The 19,637-nt window shown below is 41.5% G+C and carries 19 protein-coding genes; 10 read left to right on the plus strand and 9 right to left on the minus strand.

Annotation, left to right across the window (positions count from 1 at the left end; translation table 11 throughout):
• Nucleotides 1-7 precede the first annotated feature (7 nt).
• Complete coding sequence (locus G5B30_RS14495; RefSeq protein WP_165320714.1) at nucleotides 8-793, minus strand: succinate dehydrogenase cytochrome b subunit; 786 nt, start codon at nucleotides 791-793, stop codon at nucleotides 8-10.
• Between the two features lie 164 nt (nucleotides 794-957).
• A complete protein-coding gene (locus tag G5B30_RS14500) occupies nucleotides 958-1,572 on the minus strand; it encodes a porin family protein (protein ID WP_165320715.1) in 615 nt (204 codons plus the stop codon).
• 268 nt (nucleotides 1,573-1,840) lie between these two features.
• Between G5B30_RS14500 and G5B30_RS14505 the strand changes: the two genes are divergently transcribed.
• The 9 genes from G5B30_RS14505 to G5B30_RS14545 all read left to right on the plus strand — a co-directional run bounded on the left by G5B30_RS14505 (nucleotide 1,841) and on the right by G5B30_RS14545 (nucleotide 8,466).
• Nucleotides 1,841-2,056, plus strand: a complete 216-nt coding sequence (locus tag G5B30_RS14505; protein ID WP_165320716.1) for a hypothetical protein — start codon at nucleotides 1,841-1,843, stop codon at nucleotides 2,054-2,056.
• A gap of 1 nt (nucleotide 2,057) precedes the next feature.
• A complete protein-coding gene (locus tag G5B30_RS14510) occupies nucleotides 2,058-2,396 on the plus strand; it encodes a tRNA-binding protein (RefSeq protein ID WP_165320717.1) in 339 nt (112 codons plus the stop codon).
• A 139-nt stretch (nucleotides 2,397-2,535) separates the two neighbouring features.
• Nucleotides 2,536-3,006: a nucleoside deaminase gene (locus G5B30_RS14515; RefSeq protein ID WP_165320718.1), complete on the plus strand. Its 471-nt coding sequence runs from the start codon at nucleotides 2,536-2,538 to the stop codon at nucleotides 3,004-3,006.
• A 97-nt stretch (nucleotides 3,007-3,103) separates the two neighbouring features.
• A complete protein-coding gene (locus G5B30_RS14520; protein WP_165320719.1) occupies nucleotides 3,104-3,712 on the plus strand; it encodes a superoxide dismutase in 609 nt (202 codons plus the stop codon).
• 131 nt (nucleotides 3,713-3,843) lie between these two features.
• The gene (gene msrA, locus G5B30_RS14525) at nucleotides 3,844-4,470 is read left to right on the plus strand and encodes a peptide-methionine (S)-S-oxide reductase MsrA (protein WP_240903227.1); all 627 of its coding nucleotides are present in this window, start codon (nucleotides 3,844-3,846) and stop codon (nucleotides 4,468-4,470) included.
• Between the two features lie 12 nt (nucleotides 4,471-4,482).
• Entirely contained in the window at nucleotides 4,483-5,352 is an 870-nt protein-coding gene (locus G5B30_RS14530) for an AraC family transcriptional regulator (protein WP_165320720.1), read from the plus strand.
• A 31-nt stretch (nucleotides 5,353-5,383) separates the two neighbouring features.
• Nucleotides 5,384-5,941: a cupin domain-containing protein gene (locus G5B30_RS14535; protein ID WP_165320721.1), complete on the plus strand. Its 558-nt coding sequence runs from the start codon at nucleotides 5,384-5,386 to the stop codon at nucleotides 5,939-5,941.
• 101 nt (nucleotides 5,942-6,042) lie between these two features.
• Nucleotides 6,043-7,677, plus strand: a complete 1,635-nt coding sequence (pruA, locus tag G5B30_RS14540; RefSeq protein ID WP_165320722.1) for an L-glutamate gamma-semialdehyde dehydrogenase — start codon at nucleotides 6,043-6,045, stop codon at nucleotides 7,675-7,677.
• Nucleotides 7,678-7,875: 198 nt separating this feature from the next.
• Complete coding sequence (locus G5B30_RS14545; protein WP_165320723.1) at nucleotides 7,876-8,466, plus strand: RNA polymerase sigma-70 factor; 591 nt, start codon at nucleotides 7,876-7,878, stop codon at nucleotides 8,464-8,466.
• Nucleotides 8,467-8,492: 26 nt separating this feature from the next.
• On the opposite strand, the gene G5B30_RS14550 is transcribed toward G5B30_RS14545, so the two are convergent.
• The 6 genes from G5B30_RS14550 to G5B30_RS14575 all read right to left on the minus strand — a co-directional run bounded on the left by G5B30_RS14550 (nucleotide 8,493) and on the right by G5B30_RS14575 (nucleotide 18,215).
• On the minus strand, nucleotides 8,493-9,320 hold the full coding sequence (locus tag G5B30_RS14550; RefSeq protein WP_165320724.1) for an endonuclease/exonuclease/phosphatase family protein: 828 nt from the start codon (nucleotides 9,318-9,320) through the stop codon (nucleotides 8,493-8,495).
• 102 nt (nucleotides 9,321-9,422) lie between these two features.
• On the minus strand, nucleotides 9,423-10,349 hold the full coding sequence (locus G5B30_RS14555) for a BT_3987 domain-containing protein (RefSeq protein ID WP_206367141.1): 927 nt from the start codon (nucleotides 10,347-10,349) through the stop codon (nucleotides 9,423-9,425).
• A gap of 149 nt (nucleotides 10,350-10,498) precedes the next feature.
• A complete protein-coding gene (locus tag G5B30_RS14560) occupies nucleotides 10,499-12,376 on the minus strand; it encodes a RagB/SusD family nutrient uptake outer membrane protein (protein WP_165320726.1) in 1,878 nt (625 codons plus the stop codon).
• Between the two features lie 13 nt (nucleotides 12,377-12,389).
• Nucleotides 12,390-15,758 (minus strand): SusC/RagA family TonB-linked outer membrane protein, encoded by a 3,369-nt coding sequence (locus G5B30_RS14565; protein WP_165320727.1) that lies wholly within the window; start codon nucleotides 15,756-15,758, stop codon nucleotides 12,390-12,392.
• A 130-nt stretch (nucleotides 15,759-15,888) separates the two neighbouring features.
• On the minus strand, nucleotides 15,889-16,941 hold the full coding sequence (locus G5B30_RS14570; protein WP_165320728.1) for a FecR family protein: 1,053 nt from the start codon (nucleotides 16,939-16,941) through the stop codon (nucleotides 15,889-15,891).
• A gap of 86 nt (nucleotides 16,942-17,027) precedes the next feature.
• Complete coding sequence (locus G5B30_RS14575) at nucleotides 17,028-18,215, minus strand: metallophosphoesterase family protein (protein ID WP_165320729.1); 1,188 nt, start codon at nucleotides 18,213-18,215, stop codon at nucleotides 17,028-17,030.
• Between the two features lie 153 nt (nucleotides 18,216-18,368).
• Here G5B30_RS14575 and G5B30_RS14580 point away from each other — a divergent pair, with 153 nt between their 5' ends.
• Nucleotides 18,369-18,839: a hypothetical protein gene (locus G5B30_RS14580; protein ID WP_206367142.1), complete on the plus strand. Its 471-nt coding sequence runs from the start codon at nucleotides 18,369-18,371 to the stop codon at nucleotides 18,837-18,839.
• On the opposite strand, the gene metQ is transcribed toward G5B30_RS14580, so the two are convergent.
• A complete protein-coding gene (gene metQ / locus G5B30_RS14585) occupies nucleotides 18,823-19,632 on the minus strand; it encodes a methionine ABC transporter substrate-binding lipoprotein MetQ (protein WP_240903228.1) in 810 nt (269 codons plus the stop codon). The genes G5B30_RS14580 and metQ overlap by 17 nt on opposite strands.
• Between the last annotated feature and the right edge of the window lie 5 nt (nucleotides 19,633-19,637).

Genomic DNA, 19,637 nt, shown 5'->3' on the forward strand with positions numbered 1-19,637 from the left:
ATAGATGTTATAGACTTTTAAAATAGAAATATAAGGGCATCGTTGCAAACGCTATCGGTATGATGATACCGAATACCCATATTCCGATTCCTCTTACTAAACCTATATATCTTCTGTGATTAAATCCTAATGTCTGAAAAGCCGATTGAAAACCGTGAATAAGGTGGAATGCCAGTGCTGCCATCGCAACGATGTAGAGCAGCACGATGAAAGGGTTTTGAAAGATATAAGCTACCTGCTTATACAAATCTTTGGATTGCACGATCTCCACACCATTATTGACGTAGATTTTGTAGCCGGTGTAATCCGACGGTAGGTCATCCGAAGCAATAATCTGGCGGTTGCCTGTGGCAAGCTCTGTTTGGTATTCGACGTAAGGTGTCGTGCCAAATTTATATTGCCACCAGAAATGTTGCATGTGGGTAACTAAAAATACGAGAATGACCGTTCCCAGGATTCCCATGTTACGCGAATTCCATTTACTGTTTTCGTTACCGCTGCTCTTATAGTAGCCAACAGGCCTTGCTGCCTTGTTTTGCCGGGTTAAAATAAGGGCATAAACAGCATGGATGACAATAGAGGCATAAAGTAGGTAAGAAACCACCTTAATAGGTGTAAAATGGGTCATGAAGTATGCATAGTTGTTAAATGCATAACCCGCGTCATCTTTAAATAATTGTAAGTTGCCAATCAAATGAACGACCAAAAACGAACACAAAAATAGTCCGGTTAAGCTCATGATTAGTTTCTTCCCAAGGGAAGAAGTTAAAACTGGCTTCGATTTACTACTCATTATCCTTTAAAATTTAATGTAATGCACAAAAGTATCCATTTGATTTATTTAAAACACGTCCTGTTTTAAAAAACATTTAATTTAGAATTATTCTAATCAAAACAAACAAGCTGCATGATTTTTATGATCATGCAGCTTGTTTTCGCCATAGGAAATAACCCGGATTATAACAGATTAAACCCAAGGCTTACCGTCCAGATATTTAAGGTCTGTTTTTCCCCTTCGTATTTCGTGATATTACCTAATCCGTATTCATAGCGTGCATCGATGGTGAATTTGCCGATATCCAGGCCCAATCCACCTACAACAGCCGCGAAGTTGTTTTTATAATCTTCTAACGCATTTTTAAAAGTCTCTGAGGCACTAGCGCTATAAGAGGCATTTTTATCGATGACAAAAGAAAATAACGGACCAGCTTGAATTCTGCCTTTAATCGGGCCAAGTGGAAAATTGGTGCCAATTAAGAGCGGTATGTCAATATTGCTGAATTTTAAATCACCGGTCATCAAATCTTCCGCAGCTCCCCCTGGGGCCTGTCCTTTTACAGTGGTATTTTTACTGGTAAAATACACCTCCGGCTGAAAATGGATCACACCTGCACCCACACGTCCCCACGCTCCTATGATATATCCTGTGTTATTATCCGAGTCGAGCCATTGTTCATCGCTTTTCAACTGGGAGAAATTCGCTCCGGCCTTGATGCCGAGTTTAATGTCCTGTCCAAAGGAGGTACTCGCCGCTATTATCAGCCCGAGTATGGAAAGTATTATTTTTTTCATGGATAAAGTGTTATTTTTAGCGATCTAAAATTAGCTATTTTTTGTTTAAGTAAGGTAAGAGCCTGTTTAAAATTTTACCGAAATTTTTATTATACACTTTTGGACTTATCTTTGCTATATTTTTATGCTCTTTTGAGCCTATTTTTCACTTCATATTCTTGATTTAGCCCGCTAAATCTATGAACAAGAAGCAAAAAATCCTTCTCAAAATAACTATAAAAATATTAGCAATAAAATTTAAACAGACTCTAAAAGTAAAATATAAATCATGAGTGTCTTTAAAATAACCGCTTCGGACTGGGAAATTCTTAAACTGAAACTCCAACGTAAATATAACCATCTGTCGGATGCCGACCTTCAATATACGGAAGGGGAGGAAGATCAGTTGGTCGATCGGCTGGCAAAACGCTTACACCGGACGAAAGACTATGTCCTATTTACCCTTTCCAAACAGTTGGCTGATTTATCAAGCAACAGTTTGTAGTATGGAAGAGATTACATGGGCAGATTTTGAGCAGGTCGAACTGCGTGTGGGGACGATTATAGGTGTTGATGATTTTCCAGAGGCCAGGAAACCTGCTTATCGTTTAACGCTGGATTTTGGCCCGCATATAGGTATAAAGAAATCGAGTGCCCAGATTACGACATTATATACAAAAGAAGAGTTGGTAGGCAAGCAGATTGTCGCGGTGGTCAATTTTCCGAAAAAGCAGATCGGAAAGTTTATGTCCGAATGTCTGGTTACCGGTTTTGCCGATGAAAATGGAGATATTGTACTGACTACCGTGGAGCGCACAGTGCCCAATGGGGCCAGATTGGTGTAAGGTGACGTGGTTATGATGGTTATGTAAGTTATGCGGTTATGGTAGTTATATAGTTATGGCGGTGGTGGGTATTGTGTGTCGAGATAGGTGGGTGGTAGGATGATTCGTAATTCATAATTCTCAATTCGTAATTAAAATAATGCAGGTATTCAATTTTGAAAATCCGTCAGGGGGACCAACGCCAGACGAAATATATATGAAGGAAGCGCTTAAGCTTGCGCAGAAAGCGTTTGAAGAAGATGAGGTGCCTATCGGTGCCGTTATTGTGGCACAGGGTAAGATCATTGGCAAAGGATACAACCTGACAGAACGGTTGAATGATGTGACGGCCCATGCGGAGATGCAGGCCTTTACAGCAGCCTCTAATTTCATGGGGGGGAAATATTTGAAAGACTGCACATTATATGTAACCATAGAACCTTGTGTGATGTGTGCGGGAGCCTCCTATTGGACGCAAGTGTCCCGTATCGTGTATGGTGCGCGTGACGAAAAGAGAGGATATTCGTCTTTTAGCCAGACCATTGTTCATCCCAAAACGGAAATAGTCGCGGGGATAATGGCGGAAGAATGTGCCGCTCTTATTCAATCATTTTTTCGTAATAAAAGGTGATTTTTCCACAATATGGGCATTGTATAGAACAATGACCTGTCAAATTTGTTATATTCGTATTCATTTCAAAAATTTAACAACTTAAAAATAAATAATTATGGCATTTGAATTAGAGGCGTTACCCTACGCTAATGACGCATTAGAACCACACATTGATAAGGAAACCATGGAAATTCACCATGACCGTCATCATCAGGCTTATGTTGATAATCTGAACAAGGCAATTGCCGGTACCGACGCCGAGAATAAATCATTGGAAGATCTGCTTAAAAATATCAGTAAATATTCTGCTGGTGCGCGTAATAACGGCGGTGGGCACTACAATCACAAATTGTTTTGGTCGGTATTAGGTCCAAACGGAGGCGGAGCACCTACAGGGGAGTTGGCTACGGCGATCAACGAGGCTTTTGGATCGTTTGATGAATTGAAAAAGAAATTACAGGAAGCGGGTGCCACACGTTTCGGATCGGGATGGTCTTGGTTAATTGTGACGGCAGACGGTAAGTTGGCCGTAACTTCCACACCGAATCAGGATAATCCGTTAATGGATGTAGCGGAAGTGCAAGGAACACCTATCTTTGGTATTGATGTATGGGAACATGCTTATTATTTGAAATATCAAAATAAACGTCCCGCCTATTTGGAAGCAATATTTAATGTGGTCAACTGGGATGCCGTGGCCGCAAACTATGCTGCTGCAAAGTAACAGAACAAAACGGCTTAAATGAAGTAAATTACTCCGTCATTTCGTTGTATCCCCTCATCGAAATGACGGTTTATATTTTTAGATAATTTCTTTTTTAGATATTTGTCTATATGCGCAACGTGTCATCCTATATGTTTCTTATAATCTTTGTGTTGTTGTCCTGTGGGCAACAGGCATCAAGAAGCAGAATGGCTGCGCCTCAGGAAAACAAGGTTATGATGGAAGATAATATAGCTATTTTTGCGGGAGGCTGTTTCTGGTGTACGGAAGGGCCTTTTATGTTGTTGGAGGGTGTCCAAAGTGTGACATCGGGATATATAGGCGGGCATATGCCCCATCCTACCTATAAGCAAGTCTGCACTGGAGCAACTGGTCACGCTGAAGCGATCAAGATTGTCTACGACACAACGAAGGTGAGTTATGAAGAGCTGCTGGAGGTCTTCTTTACGGTACATGATCCGACGCAGCTTAACAGGCAAGGTAACGATATCGGTACCCAATACCGTTCAGCTATCTTTCCGGTCAATGATGAGCAGCGAGCGAAGGCAACGCATTATATCGCAGCATTGACAGAGGCACGTGTATTTGATAAGGCAGTAGTGACGACCATCGAAGATGCAGATGCTTTCTATCCGGCAGAAGATTATCATCAGGATTATTTCAATAAAAACCCGGAGGACGCCTATTGCCTCTTTGTTGCTAAACCTAAGTTGGATAAAGTCAGGAAGCTGTTTGCCGATAGGTTAAAGAAAGAATAATACGTTGACGCTATGAAGCCGATCCAATTTACAGTTCCGGTATATGGAGAAGGTGTATTTGCACTATTGGAAGACAGAAAGGAAAATTTTTACAATTATTACCATCGTCACACAGAGTTGCAGATTACTTACATCCTGAAGGGGAGCGGTACCATTATGGTCGGTAATATGGTGCAATCGTTTCAGGTTGATGACGTGTTTGTCCTCAAACCGGATGAACCGCATATGCTGGATAAATATGGTGATGCTAATCCGACTGATGGTGAAATACATGCCGTACATGTGTTCGTCAATCTAGTGCGCATGCAAAAGCTGTTTGTACTTCCAGAATTTGAGTCTGTAGGACGGTATTTATTGGAGTTGGATTCGAGTAAAAAGATCGATCCCACCGTTTCGCCACTTTTGAAGGGTTTCTTTGTAGATTTATTGACCCAAACCTCGATTCCCCGGTTTGCAACATTCATTCAATTACTATATAGCCTTGTACAACATGCAAATTCAGCCATTTCGCTTTATTCAGGCGTGCGTTCCTTAGCCTATTCCGATAGGGATGGCGTAAGGATCAGCGAGGTCTATAAATATACTTTTGATCATTTTCACGAAGATCTCACAGTCGATACTGTTGCTTCGATCGTACATATGACACCCACTTCATTTTGTAAGTTCTTTAAAAAACACAGTATGAAAACCTATATTGGTTTTTTGAATGAAGTGCGGATTGAAAAGGCCTGCCAGCTGTTGATCAACAAACGTACGGAGAGTATTGCAGAGGCGGCTTTTCAAGTAGGGTTTCATAATGTTGTACACTTTAACCGGGTATTCAAACAAGTGACAGGAATGCCGCCCCGACAATATCTACTGCGCCATCAGGCGAAATCATGAACAAAAAATTTTAACATCAAATCCAAACAAAATGCCTAAAAAAGGACAAATAATCACCAACCCGATAAACGGAGACTCTTATGAGTACATGGAAACCGCCAATGACACGAAAGGCGAGCGTATTACTTTAAAAGCTACTGTCAACACAAAAGGACCGCTCGTGCCTAAGCATTACCACGTTTTACAGGAAGAAGCATTTGAGGTTGTTTCAGGACAGCTCAACATTTGGGTAGATGGTAAAACCACCATATTGACGGCAGGTGAAAAAATGACACTGCCCAAAAATAAGCCGCACAATCATTATAACAATGATGATGTCCCTGTTGTGTATATCCATACCGTCACACCGGCATTAGACTTTGATTATTTAATTGAAAACTTAGTCGGGCTGGCTGCCGATGGTAAAAGTAAAAACGGCAAATATGGCTTAGTGCAGGAGTTGGTAACACTCAAATACATGGATAGTAAAACATTTCTCGCAGATATTCCACAAGGTGTTCAAAAGCTATTGATGAATATCATTGCGCCGGTTGCTAGACTATTCGGTTATAGAGCGATTTACAAAAAGTATTCGGACATCGAAAAATAATCCTACGTCTCTTTTCAAGATAAGATATGTTAATAGATGGACAGTAGCCGTCTATAATTTCGGCATTCAATTTCCGTTCTTTATAAAAGAAAAGAAAAGCTATGTTGAAAGGATTTTTTAATGTTCCGGCCCCTGTCAATGAGCCCGTCTACACATACGCTCCCGGAACCACAGAACGTACATTATTGAAAGAAGCCGTAGCGCAAGCTCGCAGCCAGGAGATCGCTATTCCCATGTATATCGGTGGCAAAGAGGTCTTTACCACGAAAGAGGTAAAGTTAACACCCCCCCACGATCATAAACATATTTTGGGCTATTATTCCCAAGGTACAAAAGCGCATGTCAAAGAAGCTATACAGGCGGCTTTAGAGGCCAAGGGAGCATGGGAAAACCTGCCTTGGGAGCAACGTGCAGCAATTTTTCTCAAGGCTGCTGAGCTTATTGCAGGAAAATATCGCTATAAGCTGAATGCCGCGACCATGTTAGGGCAATCGAAAAACGCTTTTCAGGCCGAAATAGATTCGGCCTGTGAGATCGTTGACTTTTTGCGTTTCAACGTTAAATATATGGCTGAAATTTATGGACAGCAGCCCCCGGCTAATAGCAAAGGAGTATGGAATAGGGTAGAGCAACGTCCATTGGAAGGCTTCGTATTTGCATTGACCCCGTTCAACTTTACGGCGATTGCCGGAAATCTTCCGACCTCCGTCGCCATGATGGGCAATGTCGTCGTGTGGAAGCCTTCGAATACACAGATTTATTCGGCTAATGTATTGATGCAAGTCTTTCAAGAAGCAGGGTTGCCCGATGGCGTTATCAATTTGATCTATGTTTCCGGTCCGGATGCTGGTGATGTTATTTTCAAACATCCGGATTTTGCCGGAATTCATTTTACCGGATCTACGGCCGTTTTCCAAAACATATGGAAAACAATCGGCGAAAATATCCATTTGTATAGGTCTTATCCGCGCATTGTCGGCGAAACAGGCGGCAAGGACTTTATTCTGGCTCACTCTTCGGCCGACCTCGATGTATTGAATACCGCTCTGGTTCGGGGAGCCTTTGAATATCAGGGACAAAAATGTTCGGCTGCCTCCCGCGCCTATATTCCAAAATCACTATGGAAGGATTTAAAGAAACGGATGGAGAGCGATATCAAGACGTTCAAAATCGGAGGTGTAGAAGATTTTAGCCATTTCATCAATGCGGTGATTGATGAAAAGTCTTTTGACAAAATTACAGCCTATATCGACCGTGCCCGACAGTCGAAAGATGCGGAAATCGTCATAGGTGGTGAATATGACAAAACAAAAGGTTACTATGTTCATCCTACCGTGATTGTCGCCAAAAAGCCGGATTATGAGACGATGACCGAAGAATTGTTCGGCCCTGTGTTGACTGTGTATGTTTACGAAGATAGCAAATGGGAGGAGACCTTAGCGTTGGTCGATCGTACGTCGATCTATGCATTGACCGGTGCTGTCATTGCCCAGGATCGTTATGCTATCGATCAGGCCACCCATGCATTGCGGCATGCCGCAGGAAATTTCTATATTAATGATAAATGTACAGGGGCAGTGGTAGGTCAACAGCCTTTTGGTGGCGCCCGAGGCTCCGGAACAAACGATAAGGCCGGCTCGATGGTCAACTTGCTGCGGTGGGTATCTCCCCGAACAATTAAAGAAACCTTCCATCCAGACACCGATTATAGGTATCCATTTCTGGCGGAAGGATAGATGGTGATAGCTGTTAAGCACAATTAAAATACTTTTATATGTGGCGTAATTATAATTGCATATAAAAGTATTTTTATTTAAGTTTGAGCATATATAGACCTGACGGAAAATCATTTTGTTTGTTTTTTTTGTTAAAGAATATTTAATATCTAATTTATATAGAAGAGATAATTTAGGGATCAAAAGGGAATAGTTGTTATGTCAGTAACCACAGAGGTGTATTGGATTAATATTCGTTTGCGGGATGGCGATCATAAAGCTTTCTTGGAAATCTATAATCGTCATGGTAAGACGTTATATTATTTTGCCAAGAAATTCATTCAGGATACAGATGTTATTGATGACATCGTTCACGATTCGTTCCTTAATCTCTGGAATGCCCGGCATCGTATAAAAAGTGAATACCCTATTGAAAATTATCTATTCCGTATTGTCAGAAATTTAGTATTCAAACATCTCAAATCGCAGTTAAAATCTCATGAAGCTTTGGTGGAACTGAAGCATTTTGAAGAAAAGCGGATTGTCCAGCAATCTGCCGAGCAAACTGTTATCGAAGAAGAGTACGATGGTATTTACGAATTAGCTATTGAGCGTCTACCTCCGCAACGTAAGAAAATATTTATGATGTGTCGGGAAGAGGGGCTGAGCCATAAGGAAATAGCACAGTTTCTCAATATATCGCCTAATACGGTAAAAGAACACATGTCCTTAGCGATGAAAACCATTCAGGATTATATCGCCAAGGATCATGGAGTTATTCTTTCATTGGTGTTTGTTCTTTTATTTTAATAAGACTGAACTCTTTTTGTGAATTCTTAAAAATTGAGTTTAAAAGTAGCCAATACGGGAAAATGGTCAGACTCTTTGTTGGCCCATGTATATGCACTGTATAATTGGGGTGTAAAAGCATTCAACGGAGCATAGATGAGATAGTCTATTGTTCTATTTGGGTTATCGGTAGAAAAAGTGAATTGCGTGCAATTGCCGTTTGGACAGCCGTATGTGAAATGCGTACGTAATATGTTCATAGGATTGGAATCGGGTAACGCATTGAAATCAGCTCCCGTGATAACAGGTTTGTCAAAAGTTTTTGCCAATGCAACAAAATCGGTAGCTTGTTTTATACGATGGCGTTCGTCGCCAAGATGGTCAAAGTGTGTACTTATGAAATAAAACTGCTTGTTGTCTTTTTCAACAAGAATACGTGCTACGGACCGTCTTTCACCAGCTAAAGTTGGGTCGATCTCTAGGTTGTATCCTTTCTTTTCTTTAATAGGTAATTTGGAGAGTACTGCATCTCCGTATTCTCCACCATAAAAATTTTCCGCTTTGGCAAAAAAGTAATCCATACCCGTTAGCTCCCCTAATTTTTTGGCGATATCGCCGTGCTTGGCATTTCGTGTCGTGTTTTTATCTACTTCCTGCAATGCAACCAAATCCGGATCAGCACGTTTGATAACATCGGCAATCACCTGTAAATCCGGAATGCCGCCACTTCTTGCTCCGTATATATTGTAAGTCATCACTTTCACCGTAATTTCTTTCTCTTTGGGCGGTTGTTTATCGTCAGGATTATCAGGTTCCTTTTTCCCACAGGAATAGACGAATGAGAGAGCTAATAGGGTATAGAATATTTTTTTCATTGCGCTTTTTTGTATATAAAGTATCTGTCTCTAATAAAAGCAAGGTTCACCACAGGTCTCCAAAGGTTTATATCGTTCGGAGATCTGTGGTGAACCTATGATCTAAAATGCTTCAATCTCTGCAATAGCAGTCGTATCTCCATTGTTACTGTGGCTGCTCAATACTGTAATTTTGAAATACCTACAGGTTTTACTCTCTTCCAAAAATACTGTAGCTTTCGGGAAACGCGTTGCTTCGTTTCCTACCTCACCACCTGAGGGATAAGGAATAGTAAATACTCCGGCCGATTCCCATGTGGTGCCGTCGAGACTGGTCTCTATATGTATTTGTTTTGGAAATAGGTAGGTGTTCTGAGTCGCACTTGTAGTGCTTATACGTCCATGTATAGTAACTCCGTGTAAGGCCATTTCTGTTCCTTCATTATCCTTGTCTGTATCAATTACAATATGGTGCGGGTGCTGAGGACGCCAGTTATTTACTTTTGTATAATTGGAAAGCCAAGCCGTGGCTACATTCCCATCGATAGCATGGCGACCCAAGCCTTGCACAACAGGGGTGCCTTCCGCTCTATCTGACGATACCTCTATTACTTCCCAATCAGTCCTTTCATAAGGTTCATACGGATTTGTTTCATAAAAGCCTTTTACGATGAAGTAGGTCGTCTTCAGCTCTTCTATAACAGGGATGTCGGCGCTTACTTTACTAATCCTAACGGGTAGTAAATAGGCTTTGGTACCGTTTAGTTTTACGGAATTTATTTCAACTGAGGTCGAGTTGCTACCTGTCTTACCTGCAGGGATTTCTACCTTCAGATTGTCAAATCTGTAACTGTCAGCTGGCGGAAGTTCATAATTTGTGTTGTTTTGCTGATTATATATGTCTACTTGATCCTGGGCAATTTCAAAATTGACCTGTATGTTTTGGTCAAGACTGGCAGGACCGCCATATCCTGCCCCGAATGAAAATGTAACCCACTCGTCTGCTATCGGTAACGATTTTTCGATAGCGCCATTACTTGCAGATTGCATAAAAATTCGGGAATATGATTCCTGATTTTCCAATTGGTATATTGGTTCCTTGCAGTTTTGTAAGAATATAATTGATAACAGGGTTATCAATAACATCAAATGTCTTCGTTTCATGGTCTAATATTTTCTGTTAATACCTTATTTATTTTTTACCATCCTGAATTTTGTACCAGATTAGGGTTACGCTGGACTTCGGCCTGTGGAATTGGGAAGAAATAGAAGCTTTTCCGGAAGACGCGGCTTTCAAAACGTGTACGTTGGAAAAATGCTAAATCGGTATTGGAGGTTCCTACTTCGACATTCATGCCATAAAAGGCACCTGCATCCGTTTGCTCCGCAATTTTCCATCTCCTCGTATCGAAATAACGAAGATGTTCCATAGTTAATTCAATTCTTCTTTCGGTACGGATTTGTTCACGCATTTCGTTCTGATTCAGTCCTGCACCTAAGGGAGGGATTCCTCCCCGCTCACGGATTTGGTTGAGATATTTTAAGACATCCGGGTTAGTGGGGTCTGATTCGTTTAATGCTTCCACATAATTCAAAACTATTTCAGCGTACCGCATCATGACAAAAGGTCGGGCTACGTTGTTTTGTGTAGGATGATAAGTGGGAGATACGTTTTTCCGAAAGAGGTATCCTGTCTCCGAGTAATCATGTGAGCCTCCCTTTCCTGACTCACCAGTGTAATAGAGTTCAATTTCACGTACACCTAAGCTTGATGTCGTATTGATCCAATCACTGCCGCTGTAGGTTACTGTTGCGTAAAACCGTGGTTCCCGGTTGACGTACATGTTAAATGTATTTTTCGCACGAGTTGCACCGGGAGCAGTAAAGCTGGAAAAGCCTGTTTCGCTGTATCCGCTTGCGGTGTTGATTATCGGGCTGCCATCGGCGTTATGGCCCGTGATTGGATGCTCCCCATTTGCCATGCGATAGGTATCAACCAACTGTTGAGTGGGGCCCATAGAGGCATAGCCATTTGCAAGACGAGGAGTACACGAACGTTGATAATTTCCTATGGAATTATTGTTTCGTGCTAATATCCATTCCATGTTCCATGAGTCTAAGAAAACATCCCGGTATGAAAGGAATGGATCTAAAGTTGCGCCATTGTACTTTTTATACAGCCCAAGCTTTCCTCCCGAAGATTCTGCATAGTCGATCACAGCTTTTGCTGCATCAGCGGCATCGGCCCATTTGTTGGCATTGTAGGTCGTATTGATGAGTGCCTTGCCGTCTTTGTTTTTGAAATTGGCATATTCCGTATTTCCGTTGACGAGAGGACTAGCTGCATACAGGAGTACCTTGCTTTTAGTAGCACGGCATAGTATCTTGCTGGCTCGGCCCATATCATTTTCCAAAACGGCATCTCCGCTATAATAATGTTCAACATCGAGATCATTTTCTGCCAAGTCTAACTCAGAGACGATATAGTCTACACATTCATCGTATGAACTTCTTGCAATCTGCATAGATGGATCAGTTGAGGGAAGATCTGGATCTATTTCTTCGTCACCTAGGATTATAAATGGTCCATATTGTTTTAAAATCTCAGCATAGAAGAATGCACGTAAAAAACGGGCTTCCGCTTTTCTTTTCTTGATAAATGCAGCACCCTCGCGTTCTTTCATAATTTCCTCATTGCCATCAATGAGATTAATATATGTAGTGGCTGTACGAATACCTTTGTAGTAATGTGTCCAAAAGTCCCAGTAAGTGGTTGCTTCGCTTGAGGCACTCCAGTTTCCCAGGTTCACACGAAAAGGATGATTACGTTGTGATACATCATTATCGTCAGAAAGTACGTCCCAAGGGGTACTATTTGTACGGTGAGCTTCATCACGAATATAATTGTAAGCATTGGCTAGCCAAGCCTCAGATAAGTCCCGACGATTAAAGACTTCTTCCAGAGTCAGTCGGTCGTCTGGCACCTGGTCAAAGAATTCTTTTTGACAGGATGTGTTTACTAGTAGAACAACAGCCAGGGTAAGAGCTTTTATTATAAATTTATTATTGAATTTCATATTGTATCCTTTTTTAGAAATTAACATTTAGACCCACAGAATATGTCTTCACATTTGGATAGCGTGTGCCTCGTCCATCACCTAACTCAACATCCCAAAATTTGAATGGGCTCCATGTCAATAGGTTATATCCAGCAAAAAAGATGTTAGCGTTCGAGATATTGACACTATTGACAAAGTTTTTCGGTAGCTGATAGGCCACTTGTAGGTCTTTTAGACGGAGATATTTCCCGTTCTTGAGCCACCAGGTACTATTCGAAAAGTTGCCATTTGGAGAGCCGTCTGATAGCCTAGGATAAAAAACATCCTGTCGTGGATTATCGATCGTCCAACGGTCTTCGATATTACTGAGTAGGTTCCCTCGACTTAAAGATACGGAGAAAGGATGTACGCCCTCACCAGACATCATGATATCCACATTGCCTACACCTTGGAAAAGAGAAGAAATCGAAAAGCTTTTATAGGTAAAAGATAATCCAAAACCATATACCCACTCGGGAATAGTACCATATCCTATAGGCATTTCGTCGAAGTCATCGATCTTACCATCGCCATTGGTGTCCTGGAACTTGATGTCGCCGGGTTTCACCGTTCCGGGATGCAGAGGGCCATTAGCAATCTCATCTTCGGATTCGAATAGTCCCAGAGCTATGAGCCCAAGACGACGACCGACTTTCATACCGCGCTCGTCCAACCACGGATACAGGGGAGTGGGTTGATCGTTTTCAACAATTTTGTTCCGGTTCCATGTTACATTTCCACGAAGCTGAACAAACAAGTCGTTAAATTTCTTGTTCCAGGTCAGGGATGCATCAAAACCCTTGTTGTCGATAATACCGAGGTTTCCTGTAGGTTGGCTCTGTAGACCTACATAACTGGGCACGCTACCACGTTGGAGGAAGATACCGGATCTCCTTTCTTTGAAGAAATCGAGCTGTAGATTTAATTCATTGTTGACTGTTTGAATATCTACACCAAGATTACTTTTAACTGCTGTTTCCCACGTCACGCTGACCGCATATTCGTCGACGTTATAACCCCCGAAATTGTTGTTTCGGCCTTTGCCAAAGCTGTAGCCTGTGGCCGATGTGATTTTGGATAAATAGGCGAATCGTTTTTCTTCATCGCCGATCATGATCTTGCTGTTGCCGACCTTACCGTGTGAGAAGCGGAGCTTGATAAGAGAGAATGTATTTTTGATATTTTCCATAAAAGGCTCTTCACTCAAGGCCCACGCCACACCGAAAGAAGGAAAAAAACCATAGCGATTTTCCGGTGCAAAATTTTCAGCACCATTATAACCGAAGTTTACTTCCGTGAAGTATCGGTCTTTGAAGCTATATGTTGCTCTTCCGGATAAACCCATATAACGAAAGGGAAGAGACTCTTCTAGAGTTTCAGCTTGTGTGTCTACCCGATCGCTTTTATTAAATAAGAGCATACCGGAAGTGTTATGATTCCCGAATATGCGTTTGTAGTTTAAGGCACCTTCGATATAAATGGTACGCTCTCCCTGATTAGGGCTACTGAAACTTAGAAAGCGTTCTCCTACATAGGTTTGTTCGTATTGCATTTCGCCGTTGGCATCCCGACCTATGGCTAAAAAGCTGTCAGGGCGTTTGGTACGGCGCATACTCGTATAATTGTATACATCGAAGGAGAACATAGCTGTTGCTGAGAGTCCTTTTGTAATAAACGGCAAATCTTGAGTAGCCCGTAAGTTGGAAAATAGTTGATTGCGCCATTGGTTGGCATATCCCGTTTGGGTTACCTGTGCATAGGGATTGACCAGTGAGCCTGCGCGCTGATCTGGTACAGTACCATTTTCAAATACTTTTGGATGTAAGACTGGTGTGACCATCCATATATCTTCAAATATATCTCTTTGACCAGAGCCTGGATAGTTCGCATTGGCGAGATATCCCTGTATGCCGAGTTCAATTTTAGTCAGGTTGGATGCCTGTATGTTTATATTGGATGTCATATTGTACCTCTTGTAGCCCACTTGTTGATTATAATTAACAGCGGGATCTTCTTGATACAGACCTTTCTCATCGAAGTAACTTGTACCCACATAATAGGTTACTCTATCTGATCCTCCATTGACATTGAGATTTCCACGACGTTGCCTGCCAAAATCTCTGTATACAGCATCCATCCAATTCACATTGGGATAGAGATATGGGTCTTCACCACTCGCTGTTTTGGCGATGGTCTCCTCACTGTATCTTTCAACGGCTCCTCGGTTGGTCAGCGCTTCATTGGACATACGCATGTAAGTTATTCCGTCCGCAAATTCGGGTCTTGTTGTGAGGGAGGTCAACCCTTCGTAATACCTGAAACTGAATTTTGGCTTACCGGGTGTACCCCCTTTTGTTTTTATAATAACAACACCATTTGCTCCGCGGACACCATATACCGCTGTTGCAGCAGCATCTTTCAGCACGGTAAAACTTTCGATATCTTCTGGATCAACGTTGGACATTTTGCGTGGAGCGCCATCAACCAAAACTAACGGTTCGCTCAACCCTTGGCTAAATGTAGATATACCCCGTATCCAGATGCCTGCATCGTCAAATCCAGGTTCCCCTGTACGTTGTACAGAGACAACTCCTGAGATGCGTCCTGCTAATGCGTTGGTTAAATTGGCTACAGGTACTTGTAGATTCTTTGCTTCGACTGTTGATTGTGCACCGACAAGACTAATCTTACGTTGTGTACCGAAACCTACAACGACGACCTCGTCCAATCCGGCTTCCGTTATTTCCATGACAATATTTAAAGATCTTTGGTTGTTGATAGGTACTTCTATGGTTTTATAACCTACCATCTCGAAGACCAAGGTGCCGGAATTAGGTACAGCTAATATAAATTTACCATTGATATCCGTTGTGGTTCCTACTGTCGGTTTTTCTTTCAAACTAACCGATACGCCTGCTAGCAGCTCTCCGTCTGCACTGCTTATACTTCCTGTAATCTCCCGTTGTTGTTGGGAGAAAATTGTTTTTGAAACAACAGTCTTCCTAACCAGCCGTACGAAGTCATGCCGGACTTCGTAGGTCATATTTTGGGTTTGAAGGATATCTTTTAGTACATATTTCGCTTGCTTATGGGCGGAATAGTTGATTTTGGAAGTAAGAGAATTATCCTCATTGCTATATGCTAACGGGATAAGGTATTTTGTTTGGAGCTGTTCCAATGCATCTTTTAGACTGATGTTTTTAAAGTCTACGTGAATGATCTTATCCAGTTCTTTTTGTCCAAAACTCTTATTGCTGGCGAATACTATACAGGTAGTGAAGAGAAGACACCAGAGCATAAATGAGATACGCATAATCTGAAAGAGGTTAGAAATACGATAATTATGTCTTTTTTTTTGCATCTTTGCAATAATTAATAAAGGTTAATACTTTGTTAATGACCTAGATGTGGATCAGTTTGTTTCTCAGGCGCGCTGATCGCATCGTTTGCTAAAACCGGAAATGCCTGGCATTTCTGGTTTTTTTAATCCATTACTTTTTTGTGATTGTCCAAGTGTTTGTCATCTTGTTGTAGGTTAGTTTTCCATTACATAATTCTGCTAGTGTATTTAAAACTTGTTCTTTCTTGCGGTTTTTGAACGTTATAGTGATGTTTTTATCTACCATACTGGGGTGTACAGCTATTGAATCACCATAGTTTCGATAGGCCTTTCTAATCACTTGATGAAGCGGTTCGTTGAGGTGTACTAATTCATTGTCAAACCAGTTTTTATAATAATAAGTCGATACTTCCCAACTATTCTGCTGGTTGAGCTGTGCTTTTTGCCCATTTAATAAGAATACATGCGTATTTGATGTTTTATTAATCAGTGATAGTATATTTTCGGAGGTGTTATGGCTCATATCGATAAGCTCAATTGTTTTATTCTCCGGTACGGCAAAGACATTTACTTTCCCGGTATTTACCTCAACGACCCTGCCGATATCGGAATCAATATTGAATGAAGTTCCGACCACCTGCGTTGTAAAGTCTTTTGAAACAATTAGAAAAGGTTTTTTTTCATTTTTTGCCACATCGAAAAAGGCTTCTCCCTTCAGTTTTACTAACCGGATATGCTGCAGCATTTGCGTGGGATAAGCTAACGTTGTGTTACCATTTAATAATATGATTGTGCCATCACTTAACGTTACTTTCTTACGTTCTCCCGCCTGGGTGTCGACTGTGGTCCATTTCAGTTCCCCATTGGTATCTGTGACTTTGTCCGTTAAAAAGACGAAACCAACAATAAGGCAAACAGCCACCACTGCAGAAGCCCAGTAATATCGTCTCACCCGGTTCTTAGGAACGATAGAATTTTTCTCTATATGTCTAATCAACCGCGACCGAATGGCTTGCTCTTGTTTAAAGCTCTTTAGGGCTTCGGAAGAATCGGAAATCTCATCAAATTTTTCACGCATCAACTGAAGAAGAGCTTTATTGCCACTGGCTTCATGAAAAAGATGCTGTAGCCTTTTTAATTCCTCTGTAGAGATGGTCTTTAATTGAAGTTTTTCAATCAGGTATAAAATTTCTTTCTCCTTCATACCCTATACTATCCAAAAGATAGATATTGGTAGGGGTTGAAAAAGAAAATATTTTATAAATATCTTATAATCAATAGTTTTTTTTATTATGCTACGTCAAAACTATTCACCACCTCGCCATTTTCTTTTCGAAGTATCAGATTGAACTTTTTGCTAGAAGAGGTCACCTCGATCAATGTTCGCTGCCCCTCTTTTGGCCCTCCACCAATGATGACGTGGTAGTTGTGATCCTTGTCTGGTGGGTAGAAGCCAAACTTATGGGTATGCCCTGAGATAACAGCGCTTACTTTGTGTTTTTGTAGGAGATCATGGAAGCAAGCTCTGTTATGCAGTGTGCCGTGCCAATCGTCAGAATGGAAGAAAGGTATGTGTGTCACGACGACAGTACGTTTTGCTTTTTTCCTTTCGTTGGACTGGAGCACATGCGATAGCCATTCCTGTTGCTCGAGTCGATAGCTATCGTAATCTGTCGTGTTTGCGTAGACTTCGTGTGTGTCCGGTTTATCTTCGCCGCCATCTAATATGATCCAAAATGTAGAGCCTAAAGAAAATGCCTGATAAAATTTATTTTGCGGATAATCAAAAAAGGTTTTGAAATGTCTTGCAAATGCTCCTCGCGTTTCGTGGTTGCCACGAACCATAATAAAGGGTGTTTGGGAAGCAAAGACATCGGCCACCGGTTTCAGCAGTTTGCTGGTGAGGTCCTGCGGTTTGGTCGTATAATGAAAAGAATCTCCATTTAGAATGACCAGATCTTTTTTCGGCAGTGTACTCTGATCATACAGCAACTTATAGCTTTTTGTGTTTTCATGGATGTCATTGAGTATCAATACGTGCGCTTCGGAATCTTTTGTGATGAGAGGGAAGGCTGTTTTGAATGTATCAGACTGTATGCTTGCACCATATTCAATCTTATAGGGATCAAATCGAGTAATTTCCTTTGCCCGAATGCGGTATGAAATGTCTTTCCCCTCATGTGGAACCTGAAACTTAAAGAAAGTAGCGTTTGCATTTCGCATACCATCTTCTACTTGGTATAACATCTTTTTGATACTGCCATCGGTGTTTAGTATTTCTATCCAGGCTAAACAGGGGATATTGAAAACAGTACAAACTGTCACGTAGTTGGCGGTATAATTTTGTAGATAGGGTGGGGTGGTGAATGCAAAACCTTCTTCCCGCAAAGATGCTGTATGTGCAGAAACCTTTTGTGTAGAGGCAGCCAGCCCCAATACCCCTATACTTTTTAAGAAAAACCGTCTATCTAATGTCATCGTTGTTGTGATTGGTTGGCCTAAATTAGAGAATAGTGCAGGTATTGTAAAGAATGAAACATCTTTTTTACGTATGTGAATAAAATACTTTTTTATCTTTTATATTTGTGTAACGATATCAGATATCTAAATCATATTTTTTAAATGAACTTTATGAAAAATCCCGTAGCCATCCCACTTATTTTTATATGGGTAGGATTTGTATGTGCAATTAGTTTTATGGAAGCTTGGCTCAAATTTCAAGCTCCGGGAGTTACTATTCCGATCGGTTTGGGAATAGGTCGTTTGGTTTTTGGTGCGCTGAATAAGGTGGAATGGGTTTTATTTCTGGGCAGTGTATGGAGCTTATTTCCGATAAAAAATCTATTTTCCAGACAGCGCGTATTCTTAATTGTATTGTTCATTATCTTGTCTATACAAACTTTCTGGATGCTGCCGGTATTAGATATGCGGGCTGAACTTTTTATCCAGGGAGCGGAGGTGCCACCGTCGAATATGCACGTTTATTTTGTGGCTGTGGAGCTTCTCAAAGTAGTAGCGCTTGTCCTATTGGGCACGAGTTTGTTTGGGAAGTCGACCGAGACTGTTTCTCAGCAAGCAATGAAAGTTACCAACCTCGGATAGCCCCTCCTTTAAATGCTTCTTCGGCAGTAGCTTCGACCTCTGCAGATTGGTAGGCCTGTACAAATTTTTGGATTTTTGAATCTTCCTGATTGTCCCTCCGGCAAACGATGATATTGACATATGGGGATTGCCCATCTTCCATAAAGATGCCGTCTCGTTTTGCCGTCAGGTTGTTGCTGGCGGCAAAGTTGTTGTTAATAATGGCTACGGTTACCTGTTTGTCATCCAAGGTCCGTGGTAGCTGAGGCGCTTCTAATTCCAGTATCCGAAGGTTCAGTCTGTTTTCCCGGATATTTTGTGCCGTTGGCAGTAAACCTACGCCCTCGTCCAATTTGATTAAGCCCACTTTCTCTAATAGGAGCAAAGCTCTCCCCAGATTACTGCGGTCGTTGGGTATGACCACAGTATCTCCGTTTTTTAATTCACTGATATTTTTTATTTTCCGGGAATAGCCGGCCATCGGGTAAACAAATGTGTTTCCCACGATAACAAAATCATATCCCCTGTTTTTAGACTGATCGTCGAGGTAAGGCTTGGTCTGAAATACATTGACATCGATGTCCTGTTGATGTAAGGCTTCATTCGGCATGACATAGTCATTGAAAGATATCAGTTCGACATCAAGACCATACTTCTCTTTGGCTACCCTTTGTGCTGTCTCCGCGAGTTTGTATTCCGGACCTGCCTGTACGCCTACACGGAGCGTATTGCTGTTGGTGGAAGGTCCACAGGACCAAAGTAATCCGATCAAAGTGCATAAAGCGATAAGCTTATAAAATAATGTCATATTCATGAGTC

Origin of the sequence: Sphingobacterium sp. SGG-5 (assembly GCF_011043525.1) — a bacterium.
Lineage (GTDB): Bacteria > Bacteroidota > Bacteroidia > Sphingobacteriales > Sphingobacteriaceae > Sphingobacterium.